Consider the following 14,738-nt stretch of genomic DNA (forward strand, 5'->3'; position numbering starts at 1 on the left):
CGGAGGCTGGCCTCTTGGACAGCAGGATCGCCAACGGCTGGGTGGCCAGCCGCACCGCCATGCCTTTGGCCAACGTCCTCATCACGATCTCGGGATACTCACACGGTGCCCGGTTCCGTCCACGATCTCGCGCTAGAACCCGAAATCATCCACCTACCCGAGCACCCTGACACGATCCCGAGATCGTTGACCCCAGGGCACGGACGCCCCACCACGATCGGGGACGGCGAAGCCAACCAGGGGCCGCACTCCACGGCCACGGACGACCGCACCGTCGTCCGCGATGTGGTCGTGCCCTCAGACCTCGGCGCGGTGGAAGTTCTGGAAGCTCCGGGACGCGGTCGGCCCGCGCTGGTTCTGGTAGTGCGAGCCGTAGAGGGCTGAGCCGTACGGGTTCTCCGAGGGGCTGGACAGCTGGAAGAAGGCCAGCTGGCCGATCTTCATCCCTGGCCAGAGCATGATCGGCAGGGTGGCCACATTGGACAACTCCAGGGTGACGTGACCGCTGAACCCGGGATCGACGAAACCGGCGGTGGCGTGGGTGAGCAGCCCGAGGCGTCCGAGACTCGACTTGCCCTCGACCCGCGCGGCCAGGTCGTCGGGCAGGGTGACCGTCTCGTAGGTGCTGCCCAGCACGAACTCGCCCGGGTGCAGCACGAAGCCCTCGGCTGGGTTCACCTCGACCAGCCGGGTCAGCTCGGGCTGGTCCTGGGTGGGGTCGATGACCGGGTATTTGTGGTTGTCGAACAGCCGGAAGTACTTGTCCAGCCGGACGTCGACGCTGCTGGGCTGGACCATCGCCGGATCCCAGGGCTCGAACTGCACCCGCCCCGCCTCGATCTGGGCGCGGATGTCACGGTCGGAGAGCAGCACGCGCCCGAGGTTACCGCGACAACGCCTACAGTGGTGTCTTCTCGCGACCCAGGAGGCACCGATGCCGGAATCAGATCCGAACGCCGACACCAAGGCCGCTTTCAAGGCCGCGCTGGAACGCAAGCAGCAGAACCAGCATTCCGGTGCCGATCACACCGATGCCGCCCGGGGCAGCGCCAAGAACACCCACGCCCAGGGCGGCAAGCGGCAGTTCCGCCGCAAGTCCGGCGGGTAGGACGCTCAGATCGTCGCGTCGCCGACCACGTAGAGCATCACCAGCTGGGCGCCGCTGTCCTTCAGCAGGGTGACCTCGGGCGGGAACGACTCGAGATTGGTCTGGTCGACCACCACGCCGAGTCGCCAGTCGTTCTTGCGCACCTTCTTGAACGCCCGCTGGAAGGTGTCGGAGAAGTCCCGGTGCTTGCGCAGGTAGTCCTGGATGTGTTCGGGCACCGGCACCTTCTTCTGGGCCGCGACGGCGGCGATGAACGCGAGCGCGGACCGGCCGCGCCGGACCTCGTCCCAGGCGGTTCGGTAGACCTCTTGGCGGTCGTCGGCGGTCGACCAGTCGTTCCACTGCAGGACGAATTGGGTGGTGTCGTCGTTGGCATAGTCTTCAATCCCGGTCTTCGACGGCATGGGGTGTCTCCTTCTGTGTGAACCGAACCCAGGTGGGTGCGAACCTGTGGGCGACCGAGGTCGCCAGCGCGGCGTGCCGGGCACTGTGGTCGGGCCGGCCGCACAGCGCCAGCAGCCGGGCGAGGTGGGAGTCGGCCGGGCCGACGCCGGCGGACGCGCCGATCGGCAGCCAGCCGCCGCTGTGCGCGGCCAACTCGGCCGCGAGCTCGTCGGCGAGCCGGGCCGGGGGCCGGGTCCGGCCGAGCGCCGCCACGATCAGCCCGGCTGCGGCACCGGCCCGGAAGCTCCCGCGGACCACCTCCCAGAGCTGTTCCAGGTAGTCCGGAGCCACCGGACGTCCCACCGCGGCCCCAATCGCCGCGCCGGCGACCTGGTAGAGCGGGTCGAAGCCCGACACATCGTCGTCGAGGGCGTCCAGGGCCGGCGCGAGGTCGGCCAACCGGTCCTCCCGGACGGCATCGCTGAGCATGCCTTCGTGCTCGGCGACCGCAACCGTCTCGGGATCGACGCCGGCGCGCAGCTCGCGCGCCCGTTCGGCATGGCGGTCGGCGGCTCCCGCGCGTCCGGCCAGCCCGGCGAGCAGTCCGGCCAGCCTCGCCGCCACCCAGCGGTGCAGCACCGAGCCCGAGGCCTCCGCCCGCCGCACGTAGTCCTGGGCGGCGGTACCGGCACCGATCCGGTCGGCGAGTTCGAGGTGGGCGAGCACGATCAGGTGCAACGCCTCCAGCTCGGCGTCCGAACCCGTCGTCCGCGGACCGACCAGCGCCATTCGCTGCGCCAGTTCCAGCCGGCGCTGGGCCGGCTGGCGCAGCGTCCAGGTCAACGACCGCAACGCCCGCAACGCGTCCAGCGCCACCCCCGGGTCGGTATCGGACGCCCGCTGCCGCAGTTCCGGCTCGACCCCGGCAAGCCCGGCCAGCATGGTGGCGTCCCCGGCGTGGCCGGCACGCAGATAGGCCTCGACCAGCCGGACGCGCAGCGCCGAATCGGCCGGCGGCAGCCAGTCCAGCGCCTCGCCGATCAGCAACTGGGCGCGCCGGGCCTCCGCACCCAACGGCACCCAGGGACCGGCTGAGGCGAGGGCCGCCTGGGCGAACAGTGCCGGATCGCCGGTCCGGCGGGCGATCGGCGCCAGCTCGGCGGCGCGGGCCATGGCCTGGTCGATCCGGCCACCGAGGGTGAGCGCCGTGGCGCCGTCCAGCGCCCAGCGCAGCCAGTCGCCGGGCGCGATCCGGGCCCGCTGGGCAAGGTCGACGGCTTCGGCATACCGCTCGGCCGCCGCGAGCGGCGTGCCCGCCGCGAGCAGGCCGGCCGCTTCGGCGGCGGTGTAGCCGGCCGCCTCGGACGCCTCCGGCAACCGGCGGGCGTGATGGGCCATCCGGCCAAGGTCAGGGTCCGGCCTGGCCGCCAGCAGGTCGATCATCCGCCGATGAACCACCGGGTCGAGCTGCAGCTTGCCGAGCGCGTCCCGGAACCCGGCGTGCCGGAAGGCGAGCCCGCGCGGCGACTCGATCAGCAGGCCGGCCGCCAGCGCCGCCTCTCCGAGGGCGGCGGACTCCGCGGCCGACAAGCCGAGCGCCTCGCGCAGCAGGGGCAGGTCGAGATCGACCGGCGGATCGGTCGCGGCCAGCGAGAGCCAGCCGGCGCTGCCCGCGGGCAGCCCGGCCACACTGCGCCGGACGAACTCTTCCAGGCTGGCCGGGGCATCGGCCCACTGGCCGGTGGCCTCGGCCTCGCGGGCGAGGGCGGCGAGCAGGAACGGGTCCCCGCCGGCGGATTCGACCACCCGCTCGACCAGTGCGTCGCGGGCCGGGTGAGCGCCGGAGACCAGCGACTCCACCAAACTCCGGGCGGCGGCCTCGTCCAGCGGCTGCACTTCCAGAGCGACGCAGTCGGTGGCCGCGACCCAGCCGTCGCTGAGCAGCGGATGCTCGCCGAGCGGACGCGATCGCCCGCCGGTGACGATCGGGCAGATCCGGGGGAACCGGAGCAGCGCCAGCAGCAACTCCAGGGTGTCGGGTGCGAGGTGGTCCAGATCGTCGACCAGCAGCACCCGTCCCGGACGGCACAGCTCACCGGCCAGCGCGGCGGCCCGGTCGCCCGGCGACCGGCCCGGCAGGGTCACGCCCACTGCGTCCGCGAGACCGCTCACCGCGCCGGCGCCGGCGGGCAGCGCCACGGCGTCCGGTACCGCCCGGGCGAGGTGGGCCAGCACAGTGCTCACCCCGATGCCGGGCCGTCCACCGAGTGCGATCAGGGCCGGCGGACGCGGTGCCGCCAGCAGCCGGGTGATCGCGTCGACCAGGTGCTGCCGTCCGATCGGCGCGGGCGGGGCGGCCACCGTGAGGTCCACGGGCGGGTCGAGGCGCGGGTGCTGGTTGAGCAGGTCGCCCTCCAGCCGCCGGAAGGCGCGTCCGGCGTCCAGCCCGTAGTCGGCGGAGAACCGGTCGGTGAACGCCCGGCACTCATCCAGCGCGGCGACCTGATCGCCGCTGCGGTACAGCGCGAGCACCAGGCTGGACGCCAGCGCCTCGGACTCGGGGAACTCGGCACACCAACGGCGCAGGTCGGCGATCACGGCCGCGTGCCGGCCGGAGGCCAGCTCGACCTCGGCCAGTTCGACCAGCAGCTCGGCGCGCCGGCTCTGCAGGTAGCTACGGGTCACGTCGATCGACTCGATTCCTTCGATCGACGCGAAGGGCGTGCCCTGCCACTCGGCCAGCGCCTGCCGCAGCAGCACGCCGGCCGACCGCGGGTCGCGCCCGGCGGCTTCCCGTCCCCGGCGCAGCGCGTCGTCGAAGCGTTGCGCGTCCAGTTCGTCGGGCTCGACGACCACCCGGTAGCCGCCCGCCACCGCGACCAGCCGGGACACCTCCTGGCGTCGCATCGCCGCCCGCAGCCGGTCGATGTGCACCCGGATGGCGGTGGCCGCGGTCCGCGGCGGCTGCCCGCGCCAGACCCGTTCGATCAGCGCGTCCAGGCTGATCGGCCGGTTGTGGTCGGCCAGCAGGACGGCGAGCACGGTCGCTTCCATCGGACGCAGCCGTCGCGGCTCGGCATCCACCGTCACCCCGACCTGGCCCAGCACGCGGAAGTCGACCGCTGCCATGAGGCCTCCAGGGGGTGAGGGGTAGTACCCAGCACCCTAGCCACAGAACCTTCGCCACGGGCACCTCCTGATCACCCCATGGCTCGATGCTCCCGGCCGCGGATAAACCTGCTGTAAATCCAGCTCGCGCTCAGTCCGGCAACCGGTTCGGGCGTCCCAGCCGGTTCCACAGATAGAGCGCGGCCAGCAGTGCCGCGGCACCGGTGGCGATCGCCCCGACCAGCAGCGTCCAGCGCGGACCCCAGGCGTCACCCACCCAGCCGATCAGCGGCGCTCCCAGCGGCGTCCCGCCGGTGAAGATCGCCATGTACAGGCTCATCACCCGGCCGCGCATCTCGGGCGCGGTGGTCAGCTGCACGGTGGTGTTCGCCGCCGTCATCACGGTCAGCGACGCCAAGCCGACCGGGACCAGCAGTGCGGCGTAGAGCCAGTACCAGGGCGCCAGCGCCAACGCCGTGGTGACCAGCGCGAACGCACCGAGCGCGCCGACCAGCAGCCGCAACCGCGGACGCCGCCGGCGCGCCGCCAGCAGGGCGGCGGCGAGCGTGCCGGAGGCCATCACCGAGCCGAGCAGGCCGTACCCCTCGGGTCCCACACCGAAGACCTTGGTGGCCATCAGGGCGTTGGTGATCTGGAAGTTCAGCCCGAAGGTGCCCAGCATGAAGATGCAGAACAGCACCAGTTGCAGATCGGGGCGATGTGCGACGTAGGCCAGGCCCTCGCGGATCGCACCGCGTCCGCGCCGCACCGGTGCCGGCCGCAGCTGGTCGGTGCGCATCCGGAACAGGCCGAGCAGGACGGCGATGAAGCTCACCGTGTTGACCGCGAAGACCGGCCAGATGCCGACCCAGGCGATCATCACCCCGGCGATCGCCGGTCCGAGCAGCCGAGCCCCGTTGAAGGACGCGCTGTTCAGCCCGACCGCATTGCCCAGCAGCCGATCGGGCACCACCTCGGAGACGAAGGCCTGCCGGGCCGGGGCGTCGAAGCCCCACAGCACGCCGGCCACCGTCGCGCTGGCATAGACGTGCCAGAGCTGGACGGTGCCGGACGCCACCAGCGCGGTCAGGATCGCGAACACCAGCGCCGTCCCCGACTGGGTGGCCATCATGATCCGGCGCTTGCCGAACCGGTCCGCCACGGCGCCGGCGATCGGCGAGATCAGCACCCCGGGGGCGAACTGCAGCGCGGTGATGTAACCCAGATCGGTCGCCGAGTGATCGGTCAGCTGGGTGAGCACCAGCCAGTCCTGGGCGACCCTGGCCATCCAGGTGCCGACGTTGGAGGTGAGCGAGCCGAGGAACAGTAGGCGGTAGTTCGGTACCGCCAACGAGGCGAAGGTGCGGGTCGGTTCGAGCGGGTCGCCTGGGTCGCTTTCGCTCACTGTGGCCGGACCGTTCTCATCACCGCCATGCTACGCAGGCATCAATCACCTGCCTGTGGCGAGGAGCCGAACCCCCCGTCGCAACTCCCCACCACCGCCGCTCCTCTTCACCTCACCGGCCCCCGACTCGCTGCCTCCCCGCGGGGTGTGCGCCCGCTGTGGGATTGCTGCCAAGGCTGTCCGGGGTGGATAAACAGCCGGTAAACGCGGCGGGGGTTGACAACATACAACCATTCGGTTGTATGTTGGTCTCATGATCGAGACCGACGAGGACCGGGCGGACGCCCTGTTCCACGCGCTCGCCGACCGCACCCGGCGCGACATCCTGCGCCGCGTGCTCGCCGGCGACCACTCGATCAGCACGCTGGCGGCCAACTACCCGATGAGTTTCGCCGCCGTCCAGAAGCACGTCGCCGTGCTCGAACGGGCCGGCCTGCTGACCAAGCGTCGGCAGGGCCGCGAGGCCCTGGCCAGCGGCGACGTGGCGGTGCTGCGGTCGGCCGGCCGCCTGCTCGGCGAACTCGAAGAGATCTGGCGCGGCCGCGTCGCCCGGATCGACGACCTACTCAACCAACTCAAGGAGTGACCATGCCTGTTGTCGACGTCAAGACCGACCTCGATGCCCTGTCCCTGACGATCGTCGCCGACTTCGCCGCCCCGGTGCAGCGGGTCTGGGAGATCTACGCCGATCCGCGTCAGCTCGAGCGGGTCTGGGGACCGCCGGAGTTCCCGTCCACCTTCGTCGACCACGACCTGCGACCGGGCGGTCGGATGAACTACTACATGTCCGGCCCCGAGGGCGAGAAGTACTGCGGCTACTGGCGGATCGCGGAGGTGTCCGAGCCGGACTCGTTCACCTTCGCCGACGGCTTCGCTGATGCCGACTTCAATCCGAACCCCGACCTGCCCGAATCGCAGAACGCCTACTCGTTCACCGCACACGACGGCGGCACACGAGCCACCTTTGTGGCGACCTACGCCACCGCCGAAGGCCTGCAGACCCGTGCTCGACATGGGCATGGTCGAGGGCGCGACCTCGGCGATGAACCAGATCGACGAGCTGCTGGCGGCCTGAGCGCGGACGGGTGGTCGCCCCCGCCGTCCCCACCGCCTAGCCTGGGGGACGACCGGCGGGCGATCGTCCGCCGGCTTCCGAGCTAAGGAGCAGCTTCATGGCAACGCAGAGCACTGCGCAGGCCCACTGGGAGGGCAGCCTGATCGAGGGCGCCGGTAGCGTCGAACTGGTCACCTCCGGCGTCGCCCAATTCGACCTGAAGTGGGCAAAGCGGGCCGAGGCCGGCACCGGCACCACCAACCCCGAGGAACTGATCGCCGCGGCCCACGCGGCCTGCTACTCGATGGCCCTGTCGCACGCCCTGGCCGGCAACGGCACCCCGGCCGAGTCGGTGGACACCAAGGCTGTGGTCGGCTTCCAGCCGGGCGTGGGAATCACCGGCAGCGACCTGACCGTCGTCGCCAAGGTGCCCGGCCTCACCGAGGACGAGTTCCTGAAGTTCGCCGAAGGCGCCAAGACCGGCTGCCCGGTCTCCGCCGCCCTGGCGAGCATCCCGATCACGCTCTCCGCGACCTTCGTTTCCTGAGGCCCGACCGCCCGGCCCCGCCCTCGGTACGCCATGATGACGCCATGACGATCATGCCGGGGGCGGAGCCGATCAGCCTCGACGGTTCCGAAGTCGGGGTGGTGCTCTGCCACGGCTACCCCAGCACCCCCCAATCGATGCGCGGCTGGGCCGAGCACCTGGCCGCGGCCGGCTACTCGGTCCGGGTGCCGCGGCTGCCCGGGATGGGCACCCGCTGGCAGGATCTCAACGCCACCGGCTGGCAGGACTGGTACGGCGAGTTGGAGATCGCCTACGAGCAGCTGGCGAGACGGTGCGGCACGATCTTCGCCGCCGGATTGTCGATGGGCGGCCTGCTGGCCACCAAACTGGCCCAGGAGAAGCCCGCACTGGCGGGCCTGGTGCTGGCGAACCCGATCTTCGCCCACAACCATCCGGCGCTCCGGGTCCTGCCGATGTTGCGCTACGTGCTGCCGTCTCTGGGCGGCATCATCGGCGACATCAAGAAGCCGGAGACGGTCGAACTCGGCTACAACCGCAACCCGCTGCGGTCGATGTACAGCCAGACGCTGCTGTGGAAGATCGTGGTGGACGACCTGCCGCAGCTGAACCTGCCGATCCTGCTGTTCACCTCGCTGGAGGACCACGTCGTCCCCGCGCTGTCCTGGCAGACCTTCCTGAACCGGGTGGGCTCGGACGACCTCACCCACCTCGTCCTGGAGAACTCCTACCACGTGGCGACGCTCGACAACGATGCCGAGCTGATCTTCGAGGAATCGGTGCGGTTCATCGAGCGGCTGACGCCGCGGGACTAGGACCACAGTTCCGAGCCGCCGAGGGTGACTGCGGGTGAATGGGCCGGGCTGCGGCGGACCGCCGCGTGGCCGGCTTCAGCCTCAGGCCTCGGCGGGTGGAGTCTCCACGGGGGTGTCGATCTGGGTGGCGTCGATCACCTCGGTGTCCTGGATCACCACGACACCCTCTTCGTGCTCGGGAGTGGCTGCGGACTCGGCGTCGTCGTAGCCGTCAGAGGACGGGATGGGAGGAATGGTCGGCTGGTTGGTCATGATTGCCTCCTTTGGCAGTTTCCCGATTCTGGGTATGACTGGTCGGCCAATGCCACCCCCATCGGGGTGTCCGGTCAGACTAGAGCGCGACCACCTGGATGTCGAGGACACTGGAATTCGCTCCGATGGCCTGCACCACCTCGTCGGTCAGCGAACCCTCGAGGTTGATCCGGGCCACCGCGGCCTCGCCACCGGCGAACACCACGTTCTCCATCTCCTGCACGTTGAGGCCGCCGCGACTGATCGCGTCCAACGCCGTGGCGAGCACGCCGGGGCGGTCCAGGTGACGGATGATCACCGCGCAACGGGCCGGGCTCGAGCGGGCCAGGTTCACCACATTGGGCACCTCACCGGTGCTGGCGAAGACGGTGACGATCCGGACGGCCTCGGTCGCGATCGCCTGCTGGGCCTGATCGGTGGACGCCCCGATGTGATGGGTGCCGTAGACCCCCGGCAAGTCGGCGATAGCCGGCCGGAACTCCCCCTTGCCACCGCCGGGCTCACCGGCGAAGACGTCCAGCCCCGCGCGAATTCCCTTGTCGCGGACGGCGGCGGCGAGCGCCTCCTCGTCCACGACCTCACCGCGGGAGGTGTTCACGAAGTAGCCGCCGTCGCGCATGGCGGCGAAGAACTCGGCACCGATCAGTCCGCGGGTCTTGTCGTTGAGAGCCAGGTGGACGCTGACGATGTCTGCCTGCCGGGCCACCTCGAGCGGTGAGTCCACCCGGGTGACGCCCAGTTCGGCCGCCCGTTCGTCGGTCAGGCTGCGGCTCCAGGCGACCACCGGCAGGCCGAACGCCTGCGCTCGCGGCACCATCGCCGAGCCGATACCGCCGAGCCCGATCAGGCCGAGCGTGCGGCCGAACAGGCCACGCGCCTTGCCGTACTCGGACTTGTTCCACACGCCCGCCCGCAGGTCGGCCACGTTGTCGGCGATCCGCCGGTCGAGCGCCGCGATCAGGCCGAAAGCCAGTTCGGCGACCGCGATCGAGTTCTTGCCCGGGCAGTTGGCCACGTAGATGCCCAGCCGTGAGGCGGTGGCCACGTCGATCGTGTTGTAGCCGGCCCCGGCCCGGACGACCAGTTTCAGCGGTCCGGCCCGAAGCACGCTCTCGGGGACCTTGGTCGACCGGACGATCAGCACCTCCGGCGCCGCCGCCGTCACCGCGTCGACCAGGGCGGCGTCCTTGGCTCCCGGTTCGTACTGGACCTCGCAGCCGGCGGCGCGCAACGCGTCCAGTCCGGCCTGCTCGAACGTGTCGGCGATCAGCACTCGCATGCTCACAACCTATCGGGATCGTTGGCGACCCCACTTTTGGTCACTAGCATTCGGTCCAGTACCACCCCCGAAGAAGGACCCGTTGGACAGGAAAGCCCTCGAGAACACCTCTCGGCACCTTCGCGAGTTGTTGCTCGATCCGCAGTACGCATGTTTGTGGCAGGCCCGTGTCGGCCGGCGGCAGTCGCATGCGCTGCATCAGAGCGGAATCTGCCAGGTGCTCGCCGAGTATCTGTGGACCAACGGCCTGCAGCCGGTCGACGACGAGGCGCTGCCCCGCAAGCTCAAGGACCGGGTCTACCGGGCCCTGGCCGGCAGTTCGCTGAGCCTGGCGACTCTGCGCTGGTTCATCGAGGCCTTCGAGATGTCGCCCGACCACGCCGCGGCCCTGTTGCGACTGGCCGGCTCGGCGGAGCCGGGCGGCATGCTGATCGGCGGACGCGCGGTGGTCGCGCCCGGCGTGCTGCCGCCGCGCCGGCATCGGACGGTGGCGCTGCAGGACCGCCACCAGATCGGCCCGGACGGACTGCCGGCGTCGCACCGGACCGTTCAGGTGATCCGTGCCGAGGACGAGCTGGACCGCTACCCGTGCGTCTTCGACACCGACGCCGCCGGCTTCCGGGTGGTTCGCGGCGGCACCTGCGGCGAGCCCTACGCGCTGGGCGAGAGGCTGTTCGGCATCGACGTCATGCTCGCCGAGCCGTTGCGTCGCGGCGAGACCGCGACCGTCGAGTACGAGACCACCTTCTGGTACCGGACGCCGCCGCCACCGGAGTTCCGGCGCGCCGCGGTGGACCTGCTGACGAACGTCAGCCTGCAGGTGCAGTTCCATCATCTGCGCTTGCCGCAGCGGGTCTGGTGCAGTCAGTGGCCGGCTCTGGACGCCTCACCCGAGAGGTCCGAAAGCGTCGAACTCGATGCCGAGAAGTCGGTCCGGCGCGACTTTCCGGCGCTGGAGCGCACCGTGGTCGGGTTCCGCTGGGAGATCGCCCGGGCCGGGCGCTGACTCAGAGCCACTCGCCGCGCAGGAAGCGGCTCAACTCGAAGGCCGGGAAGTCCTTGCCGCACCCGCTGCCCGGGTTGAGCAGCACCGTCAGTCCGTTGAGGACCGCCCACTCGGCCAGCGGACGCGCCGGCTCCGGTCGCACCTGCCAGCCGGGGCCGGGAAGCATCAGATCGTTGGTGAAGGTCTCGTAGCGCATCGGGTGGCTGAACACACAGACCCCCGGCACCCCGTGCGGGGACAGCACCAGTGGCTGGAAGCCGTGCGGTTCGAGACGACCCAGCACCCCGAGCATGACGCCCAGCAGCTCGCGGGCGAACTCGCGGTACGCGGCGGCGTCCGTCGGCCGGTCGAACGACCGCGCCAAAGCCCACTCCATCCGGGTCTGGGGTTGGAAGCCGGCGGTCACCGCGGTACCTCCCGCAGCCAGTCCCGGCCGAGCAGCGCCTCGGGGCGGTCGGCCAGCACCGCCTCGATCCGTTCGGCGTAGTTGCGCGGCATCGCGGGCAGGGCGTCCACGCCGAAGAACCGGGCCTCGCTGGCCTCGCCGTCCAGTGGCGCGGGATCGCCGGAGAGCCAGCGGCAGCGGAAGGTGTGGTCGATGTACTGGGTGACGTCGCCGTTGGCGTAGACGACCGGCTCGGTGACGTTCAGCCAGGCCAGCCGTTCCACCGCGATCTCGACACCAGCCTCCTCGGACGCCTCGCGGATCGCGGTGACGTGCGGGTCCTCGCCCGGATCGACGATCCCGCAGACCGGCGACCAGGCGCCGTCGTCGCTGCGCTTCACCAGCAGGATCTCGGCGCCGTCCGCACCGTCGCGCAGGATCACCGCGGTGGCCCCGGACAGCCACAGCATCGCGTGGCCGACACTGGCCCGCAGGTCGAGGACGAAATCGGGTACCGGCATCCGGTCAGATTAGCCGGGGCGATAATGCTGCGGTGAACACCGCCGAACTGGTCCGCCTGCTGCGCGGACGCCGGTGGGTCGCGCTGACCGGCGCCGGCATCAGCACCGACTCCGGCATCCCCGACTATCGCGGCGCCGGCGCCCGGCCGACCAGCCCGATCCAGTACGACGACTTCCTGCGTTCCGCCGATGTCCGGCGGCGTTACTGGGCACGCTCGCTGCTGGGCTTCCGCAGCTTCGGCCGAGCTCGGCCCAACGCCGGCCACCGAGCCTTGGCCGCGCTCTCCGATCACGGCCTGACCACGGTGATCACCCAGAACGTGGACGGCCTGCACGGCGCCGGCGGCAGCCCCAGCGTCCTCGAACTGCACGGCCGGATCGACCGGGTGATCTGCCTGGGTTGCGCGGCGCCGTCGTCGCGGACGGCGTTGCAGGCCAGGCTCGAGGCAGCGAATCCCGGCCTGCCGGGTGAGCTGGCAGCCGGGAAGGCCGAGATGGACGACGGCCGGCTGCGACCCGACGGCGATGCGGTGGTGGAAAGCTGGGGGGATTTCGTCGTGGTGCCGTGCACGGTGTGCGGCGGGGTGTTGAAGCCGGACGTGGTGTTCTTCGGCGAGTCCGTTCCGGCGCCGCGGGTCGCCGACGCCTACGCGGCGGTGGACGCCGCCGAGGCGCTGCTGGTCGCCGGCTCGTCGCTCACCGTGATGTCGGGCCTGCGGTTCGTCCGGCACGCCGCCCGGACCGGCAAACCGGTCGCGATCGTCAACCGCGGCGCCACCCGGGGCGACGAACTGGCCGTCGTCCGACTGGACGCCGGTTGCTCCGACGTGCTGACCGAGCTTATGAGTGCGCTGTGAGTCCCTTGGTTGAGCGCACAACTATCGCCGTAGGTGTCGTAGGGTTGCGGGAGGTATTCGGCCGGACGGGAGGGAGGCCGTGGGCAATCCATCGACGGCGCGAGCCGCGACCAGCCCAGTGACCGGACTGTTCGCCGGGCTGGGCCTGCTGGTCACCGGCGCGGGCCTTGTGCTGCGCCGGCCCAGGCTGTTCGGGCTGGGCCTGATTCCGCCGCTGATCACCTCGGTGCTGTTCGTCATCCTGTTCGTCACCTCCACCTGGCTGTCGGCCCGGACGGCGGTCTGGCTGACTCCGTTCGCCGAGGGCTGGTCCGGTGTCGAAGCCCTGCGGGCCGCGGTCTCGGTGCTGGTGGTGGCGATCAGTGGCGTGCTGCTCGTGCTGGTGTTCACCGTCACCACGCTCGCCCTCGGCGCGCCGCTGTACGACCGGATCTCCGAACAGATCGACGCCCACGCCGGCAGCTATGCCGCCGCCCCGCAGGAAGGTCCGCTGCGCGCGCTGTGGTCGACGATCACCCAGGTGGTCAAGGTGGTCGCGATCAGCCTGCCGGTCGGCGCGGCGTTCCTGCTGCTCGGCCTGATCCCGGTCATCGGCGGCGTGATCGCCGCGGTCGGGTCGGCACTGTTCGGCGGCTGGATGGTCACCCTGGAGATGATCGGCTCGCCGTCCGGGCGCCGCGGCATCCGGACGCTGCGCGAGCGGCACCGGCTGCTCTGCCGCAGTCCGTGGCTGGCGCTCGGCTTCGGCGTGCCGACCTTCCTGCTGGTCTCGGTTCCGGTGCTGGCGCTGCTGGTCTTCCCGATTGCGACCGCCGCCGGCACCCTGCTCACCCGCAGGCTTGTCGCGCGCTGACGAAGGCCGCCACGCAGGCTTCGACGTCCGCGCCGCTGTGCGCCGCCGACAGCTGCACCCGGATCCTGGCTCTTCCCCGCGGCACCACCGGGAAGCTGAACGCGATCACGTAGACGCCGTCGGCGAGCATCTGCTCGGCGATCCGGCCGGCCAGCGCGGCGCCGTCCTCGCCGGGGAACATCACCGGCACGATCGGGTGGCTGCCGGGCAGCAACTCGAAGCCGTTCTCGCTCATCAACTCGCGGAACAGTTCCGCATTCGCGGCCAGTCGCTGCCGCGCCTCGCCGGAGCCGGCCACCAGCTCCAGCGCCCGCAGCGAACCCGCCACCACCGCCGGCGCCACCGAGTTGCTGAACAGGTAGGGCCGGGACCGCTGCCGGAGCAGCTCGACGATCTCGGCATGCGCCGCCAGGTAGCCGCCGGACGCCCCACCGAGCGCCTTGCCGAGGGTGCCGGACAGGATGTCGACCCGGCCGGTCACCCCGAACAGCTCGGGCGTCCCGCCTCCGTGCTCGCCGACGAAGCCGACCGCGTGCGAGTCGTCGACGAAGACCAGGGCGCCGTGGGCGTCCGCGAGATCGCAGATACCGGGCAGCGGAGCATAGCTGCCGTCCATCGAGAACACCCCGTCGGTGACGATCACCTTCCGCCGGGCGTCGGACGCCGCGGCCAGCTGGGCTTCGAGATCGTCCAGGTCGCCGTTGCGGTAGCGATACCGGGACGCCTTGCTGAGCCGGATGCCGTCGATCAGCGAGGCATGGTTCAACTCGTCGGAGATGATCGCGTCCCCGGCGCCGAACAGGGTCTCGAAGACTCCGCCGTTGGCATCGAAGCACGACGAGTACAGGATCGCGTCCTCGGTGCCGAGGAACGCGGCCAGCCGCCGCTCCAGTTCCCGGTGCTGGCCCTGGGTGCCGCAGATGAACCGGACCGAGGCCATCCCGAACCCCCACCGGTCCAGGCCGTCGTGCGCGGCCGCGACCACGTCCGGGTGGTCGGCCAGCCCGAGGTAGTTGTTGGCACAGAAGTTCAGCGCGGCACCGGACGCGGTCGCGATGTGCGCCGCCTGCGGGGTGTCGAGTTCGCGTTCGGTCTTGTACAGGCCGGCCGAGCGGATCTCGTCCAGGGTGGTGGTCAGTTCGCCGCGCAGGGTGTACACAGCGCGAACCTACCTCGCCGGAGCGC

At 71.0% G+C, this 14,738-nt stretch carries 17 protein-coding genes; 8 read left to right on the top strand and 9 right to left on the bottom strand.

Translation table 11 applies throughout. The annotated features are described in order from the left end of the window. Positions 1–297 precede the first annotated feature (297 nt). Positions 298–873, bottom strand: a complete 576-nt coding sequence (dcd, locus tag QM711_RS07385) for a dCTP deaminase (RefSeq protein WP_415097812.1) — start codon at positions 871–873, stop codon at positions 298–300. 61 nt (positions 874–934) lie between these two features. On the opposite strand from dcd, the gene QM711_RS07390 reads away from it, so the two are divergent. Beyond that, complete coding sequence (locus tag QM711_RS07390) at positions 935–1,108, top strand: DUF5302 domain-containing protein (RefSeq protein ID WP_415097814.1); 174 nt, start codon at positions 935–937, stop codon at positions 1,106–1,108. 5 nt (positions 1,109–1,113) lie between these two features. Here QM711_RS07390 and QM711_RS07395 read toward each other — a convergent pair whose 3' ends face one another. The 3 genes from QM711_RS07395 to QM711_RS07405 all read right to left on the bottom strand — a co-directional run bounded on the left by QM711_RS07395 (position 1,114) and on the right by QM711_RS07405 (position 6,005). After that, positions 1,114–1,512 carry a hypothetical protein gene (locus QM711_RS07395; protein WP_415097816.1) on the bottom strand — a complete coding sequence of 133 codons (399 nt, stop codon included), beginning with the start codon at positions 1,510–1,512 and terminating at the stop codon, positions 1,114–1,116. Further along, positions 1,490–4,621 carry a BTAD domain-containing putative transcriptional regulator gene (locus tag QM711_RS07400; RefSeq protein ID WP_415097818.1) on the bottom strand — a complete coding sequence of 1,044 codons (3,132 nt, stop codon included), beginning with the start codon at positions 4,619–4,621 and terminating at the stop codon, positions 1,490–1,492. The genes QM711_RS07395 and QM711_RS07400 overlap by 23 nt, the downstream gene beginning before the upstream one ends. Positions 4,622–4,751: 130 nt before the next feature. Then, positions 4,752–6,005, bottom strand: a complete 1,254-nt coding sequence (locus QM711_RS07405) for an MFS transporter (RefSeq protein ID WP_415097820.1) — start codon at positions 6,003–6,005, stop codon at positions 4,752–4,754. 253 nt (positions 6,006–6,258) lie between these two features. Here QM711_RS07405 and QM711_RS07410 point away from each other — a divergent pair, with 253 nt between their 5' ends. From QM711_RS07410 to QM711_RS07425, 4 genes are read left to right on the top strand one after another with little or no spacing between them, the layout of a single operon-like run. After that, the gene (locus tag QM711_RS07410; RefSeq protein WP_415097822.1) at positions 6,259–6,591 is read left to right on the top strand and encodes an ArsR/SmtB family transcription factor; all 333 of its coding nucleotides are present in this window, start codon (positions 6,259–6,261) and stop codon (positions 6,589–6,591) included. A gap of 2 nt (positions 6,592–6,593) precedes the next feature. Further along, complete coding sequence (locus QM711_RS07415) at positions 6,594–7,166, top strand: SRPBCC family protein (protein WP_415097824.1); 573 nt, start codon at positions 6,594–6,596, stop codon at positions 7,164–7,166. A gap of 11 nt (positions 7,167–7,177) precedes the next feature. Beyond that, positions 7,178–7,606: an OsmC family peroxiredoxin gene (locus QM711_RS07420; RefSeq protein WP_415097826.1), complete on the top strand. Its 429-nt coding sequence runs from the start codon at positions 7,178–7,180 to the stop codon at positions 7,604–7,606. Positions 7,607–7,650: 44 nt separating this feature from the next. Further along, positions 7,651–8,400 carry an alpha/beta hydrolase gene (locus QM711_RS07425; protein ID WP_415097828.1) on the top strand — a complete coding sequence of 250 codons (750 nt, stop codon included), beginning with the start codon at positions 7,651–7,653 and terminating at the stop codon, positions 8,398–8,400. An 81-nt stretch (positions 8,401–8,481) separates the two neighbouring features. Here the strand turns inward: QM711_RS07425 and QM711_RS07430 are convergent, their stop codons facing one another. Together QM711_RS07430 and QM711_RS07435 are read right to left on the bottom strand one after the other, a co-directional pair. Continuing rightward, on the bottom strand, positions 8,482–8,652 hold the full coding sequence (locus QM711_RS07430; protein ID WP_415097830.1) for a hypothetical protein: 171 nt from the start codon (positions 8,650–8,652) through the stop codon (positions 8,482–8,484). A gap of 79 nt (positions 8,653–8,731) precedes the next feature. Beyond that, complete coding sequence (locus QM711_RS07435) at positions 8,732–9,931, bottom strand: NAD(P)-dependent oxidoreductase (protein WP_415097832.1); 1,200 nt, start codon at positions 9,929–9,931, stop codon at positions 8,732–8,734. An 82-nt stretch (positions 9,932–10,013) separates the two neighbouring features. On the opposite strand from QM711_RS07435, the gene QM711_RS07440 reads away from it, so the two are divergent. After that, on the top strand, positions 10,014–10,937 hold the full coding sequence (locus QM711_RS07440; RefSeq protein WP_415097834.1) for a hypothetical protein: 924 nt from the start codon (positions 10,014–10,016) through the stop codon (positions 10,935–10,937). Position 10,938: 1 nt separating this feature from the next. Here the strand turns inward: QM711_RS07440 and QM711_RS07445 are convergent, their stop codons facing one another. Together QM711_RS07445 and QM711_RS07450 are read right to left on the bottom strand one after the other, a co-directional pair. Continuing rightward, complete coding sequence (locus QM711_RS07445; RefSeq protein WP_415097836.1) at positions 10,939–11,343, bottom strand: hypothetical protein; 405 nt, start codon at positions 11,341–11,343, stop codon at positions 10,939–10,941. Beyond that, positions 11,340–11,843, bottom strand: a complete 504-nt coding sequence (locus tag QM711_RS07450; protein WP_415097838.1) for an NUDIX hydrolase — start codon at positions 11,841–11,843, stop codon at positions 11,340–11,342. Before QM711_RS07450 ends, QM711_RS07445 begins: the two co-directional genes overlap by 4 nt. 32 nt (positions 11,844–11,875) lie before the next feature. Here QM711_RS07450 and QM711_RS07455 point away from each other — a divergent pair, with 32 nt between their 5' ends. Continuing rightward, positions 11,876–12,700: an NAD-dependent protein deacetylase gene (locus tag QM711_RS07455; RefSeq protein ID WP_415097840.1), complete on the top strand. Its 825-nt coding sequence runs from the start codon at positions 11,876–11,878 to the stop codon at positions 12,698–12,700. Positions 12,701–12,779: 79 nt separating this feature from the next. After that, positions 12,780–13,553: an EI24 domain-containing protein gene (locus tag QM711_RS07460; protein ID WP_415097842.1), complete on the top strand. Its 774-nt coding sequence runs from the start codon at positions 12,780–12,782 to the stop codon at positions 13,551–13,553. On the opposite strand, the gene QM711_RS07465 is transcribed toward QM711_RS07460, so the two are convergent. Beyond that, on the bottom strand, positions 13,528–14,703 hold the full coding sequence (locus QM711_RS07465; protein WP_415098637.1) for a glycine C-acetyltransferase: 1,176 nt from the start codon (positions 14,701–14,703) through the stop codon (positions 13,528–13,530). The genes QM711_RS07460 and QM711_RS07465 overlap by 26 nt on opposite strands. Positions 14,704–14,738: the final 35 nt, after the last annotated feature.

Origin of the sequence: Micropruina sp. (assembly GCF_047602385.1) — a bacterium.
GTDB lineage: Bacteria > Actinomycetota > Actinomycetes > Propionibacteriales > Propionibacteriaceae > Micropruina.

Bases quoted from the DNA above. Each gene is read 5' to 3' on its own strand.
- QM711_RS07415 (WP_415097824.1), top strand. From the start codon at position 6,594: ATGCCTGTTGTCGACGTCAAGACCGACCTCGATGCCCTGTCCCTGACG.
- QM711_RS07390 (WP_415097814.1), top strand. From the start codon at position 935: ATGCCGGAATCAGATCCGAACGCCGACACCAAGGCCGCTTTCAAGGCC.
- QM711_RS07425 (WP_415097828.1), top strand. From the start codon at position 7,651: ATGACGATCATGCCGGGGGCGGAGCCGATCAGCCTCGACGGTTCCGAA.
- QM711_RS07430 (WP_415097830.1), bottom strand. From the start codon at position 8,652: ATGACCAACCAGCCGACCATTCCTCCCATCCCGTCCTCTGACGGCTAC.
- QM711_RS07450 (WP_415097838.1), bottom strand. From the start codon at position 11,843: ATGCCGGTACCCGATTTCGTCCTCGACCTGCGGGCCAGTGTCGGCCAC.
- QM711_RS07395 (WP_415097816.1), bottom strand. From the start codon at position 1,512: ATGCCGTCGAAGACCGGGATTGAAGACTATGCCAACGACGACACCACC.
- QM711_RS07435 (WP_415097832.1), bottom strand. From the start codon at position 9,931: ATGCGAGTGCTGATCGCCGACACGTTCGAGCAGGCCGGACTGGACGCG.
- QM711_RS07420 (WP_415097826.1), top strand. From the start codon at position 7,178: ATGGCAACGCAGAGCACTGCGCAGGCCCACTGGGAGGGCAGCCTGATC.
- QM711_RS07400 (WP_415097818.1), bottom strand. From the start codon at position 4,621: ATGGCAGCGGTCGACTTCCGCGTGCTGGGCCAGGTCGGGGTGACGGTG.
- QM711_RS07410 (WP_415097822.1), top strand. From the start codon at position 6,259: ATGATCGAGACCGACGAGGACCGGGCGGACGCCCTGTTCCACGCGCTC.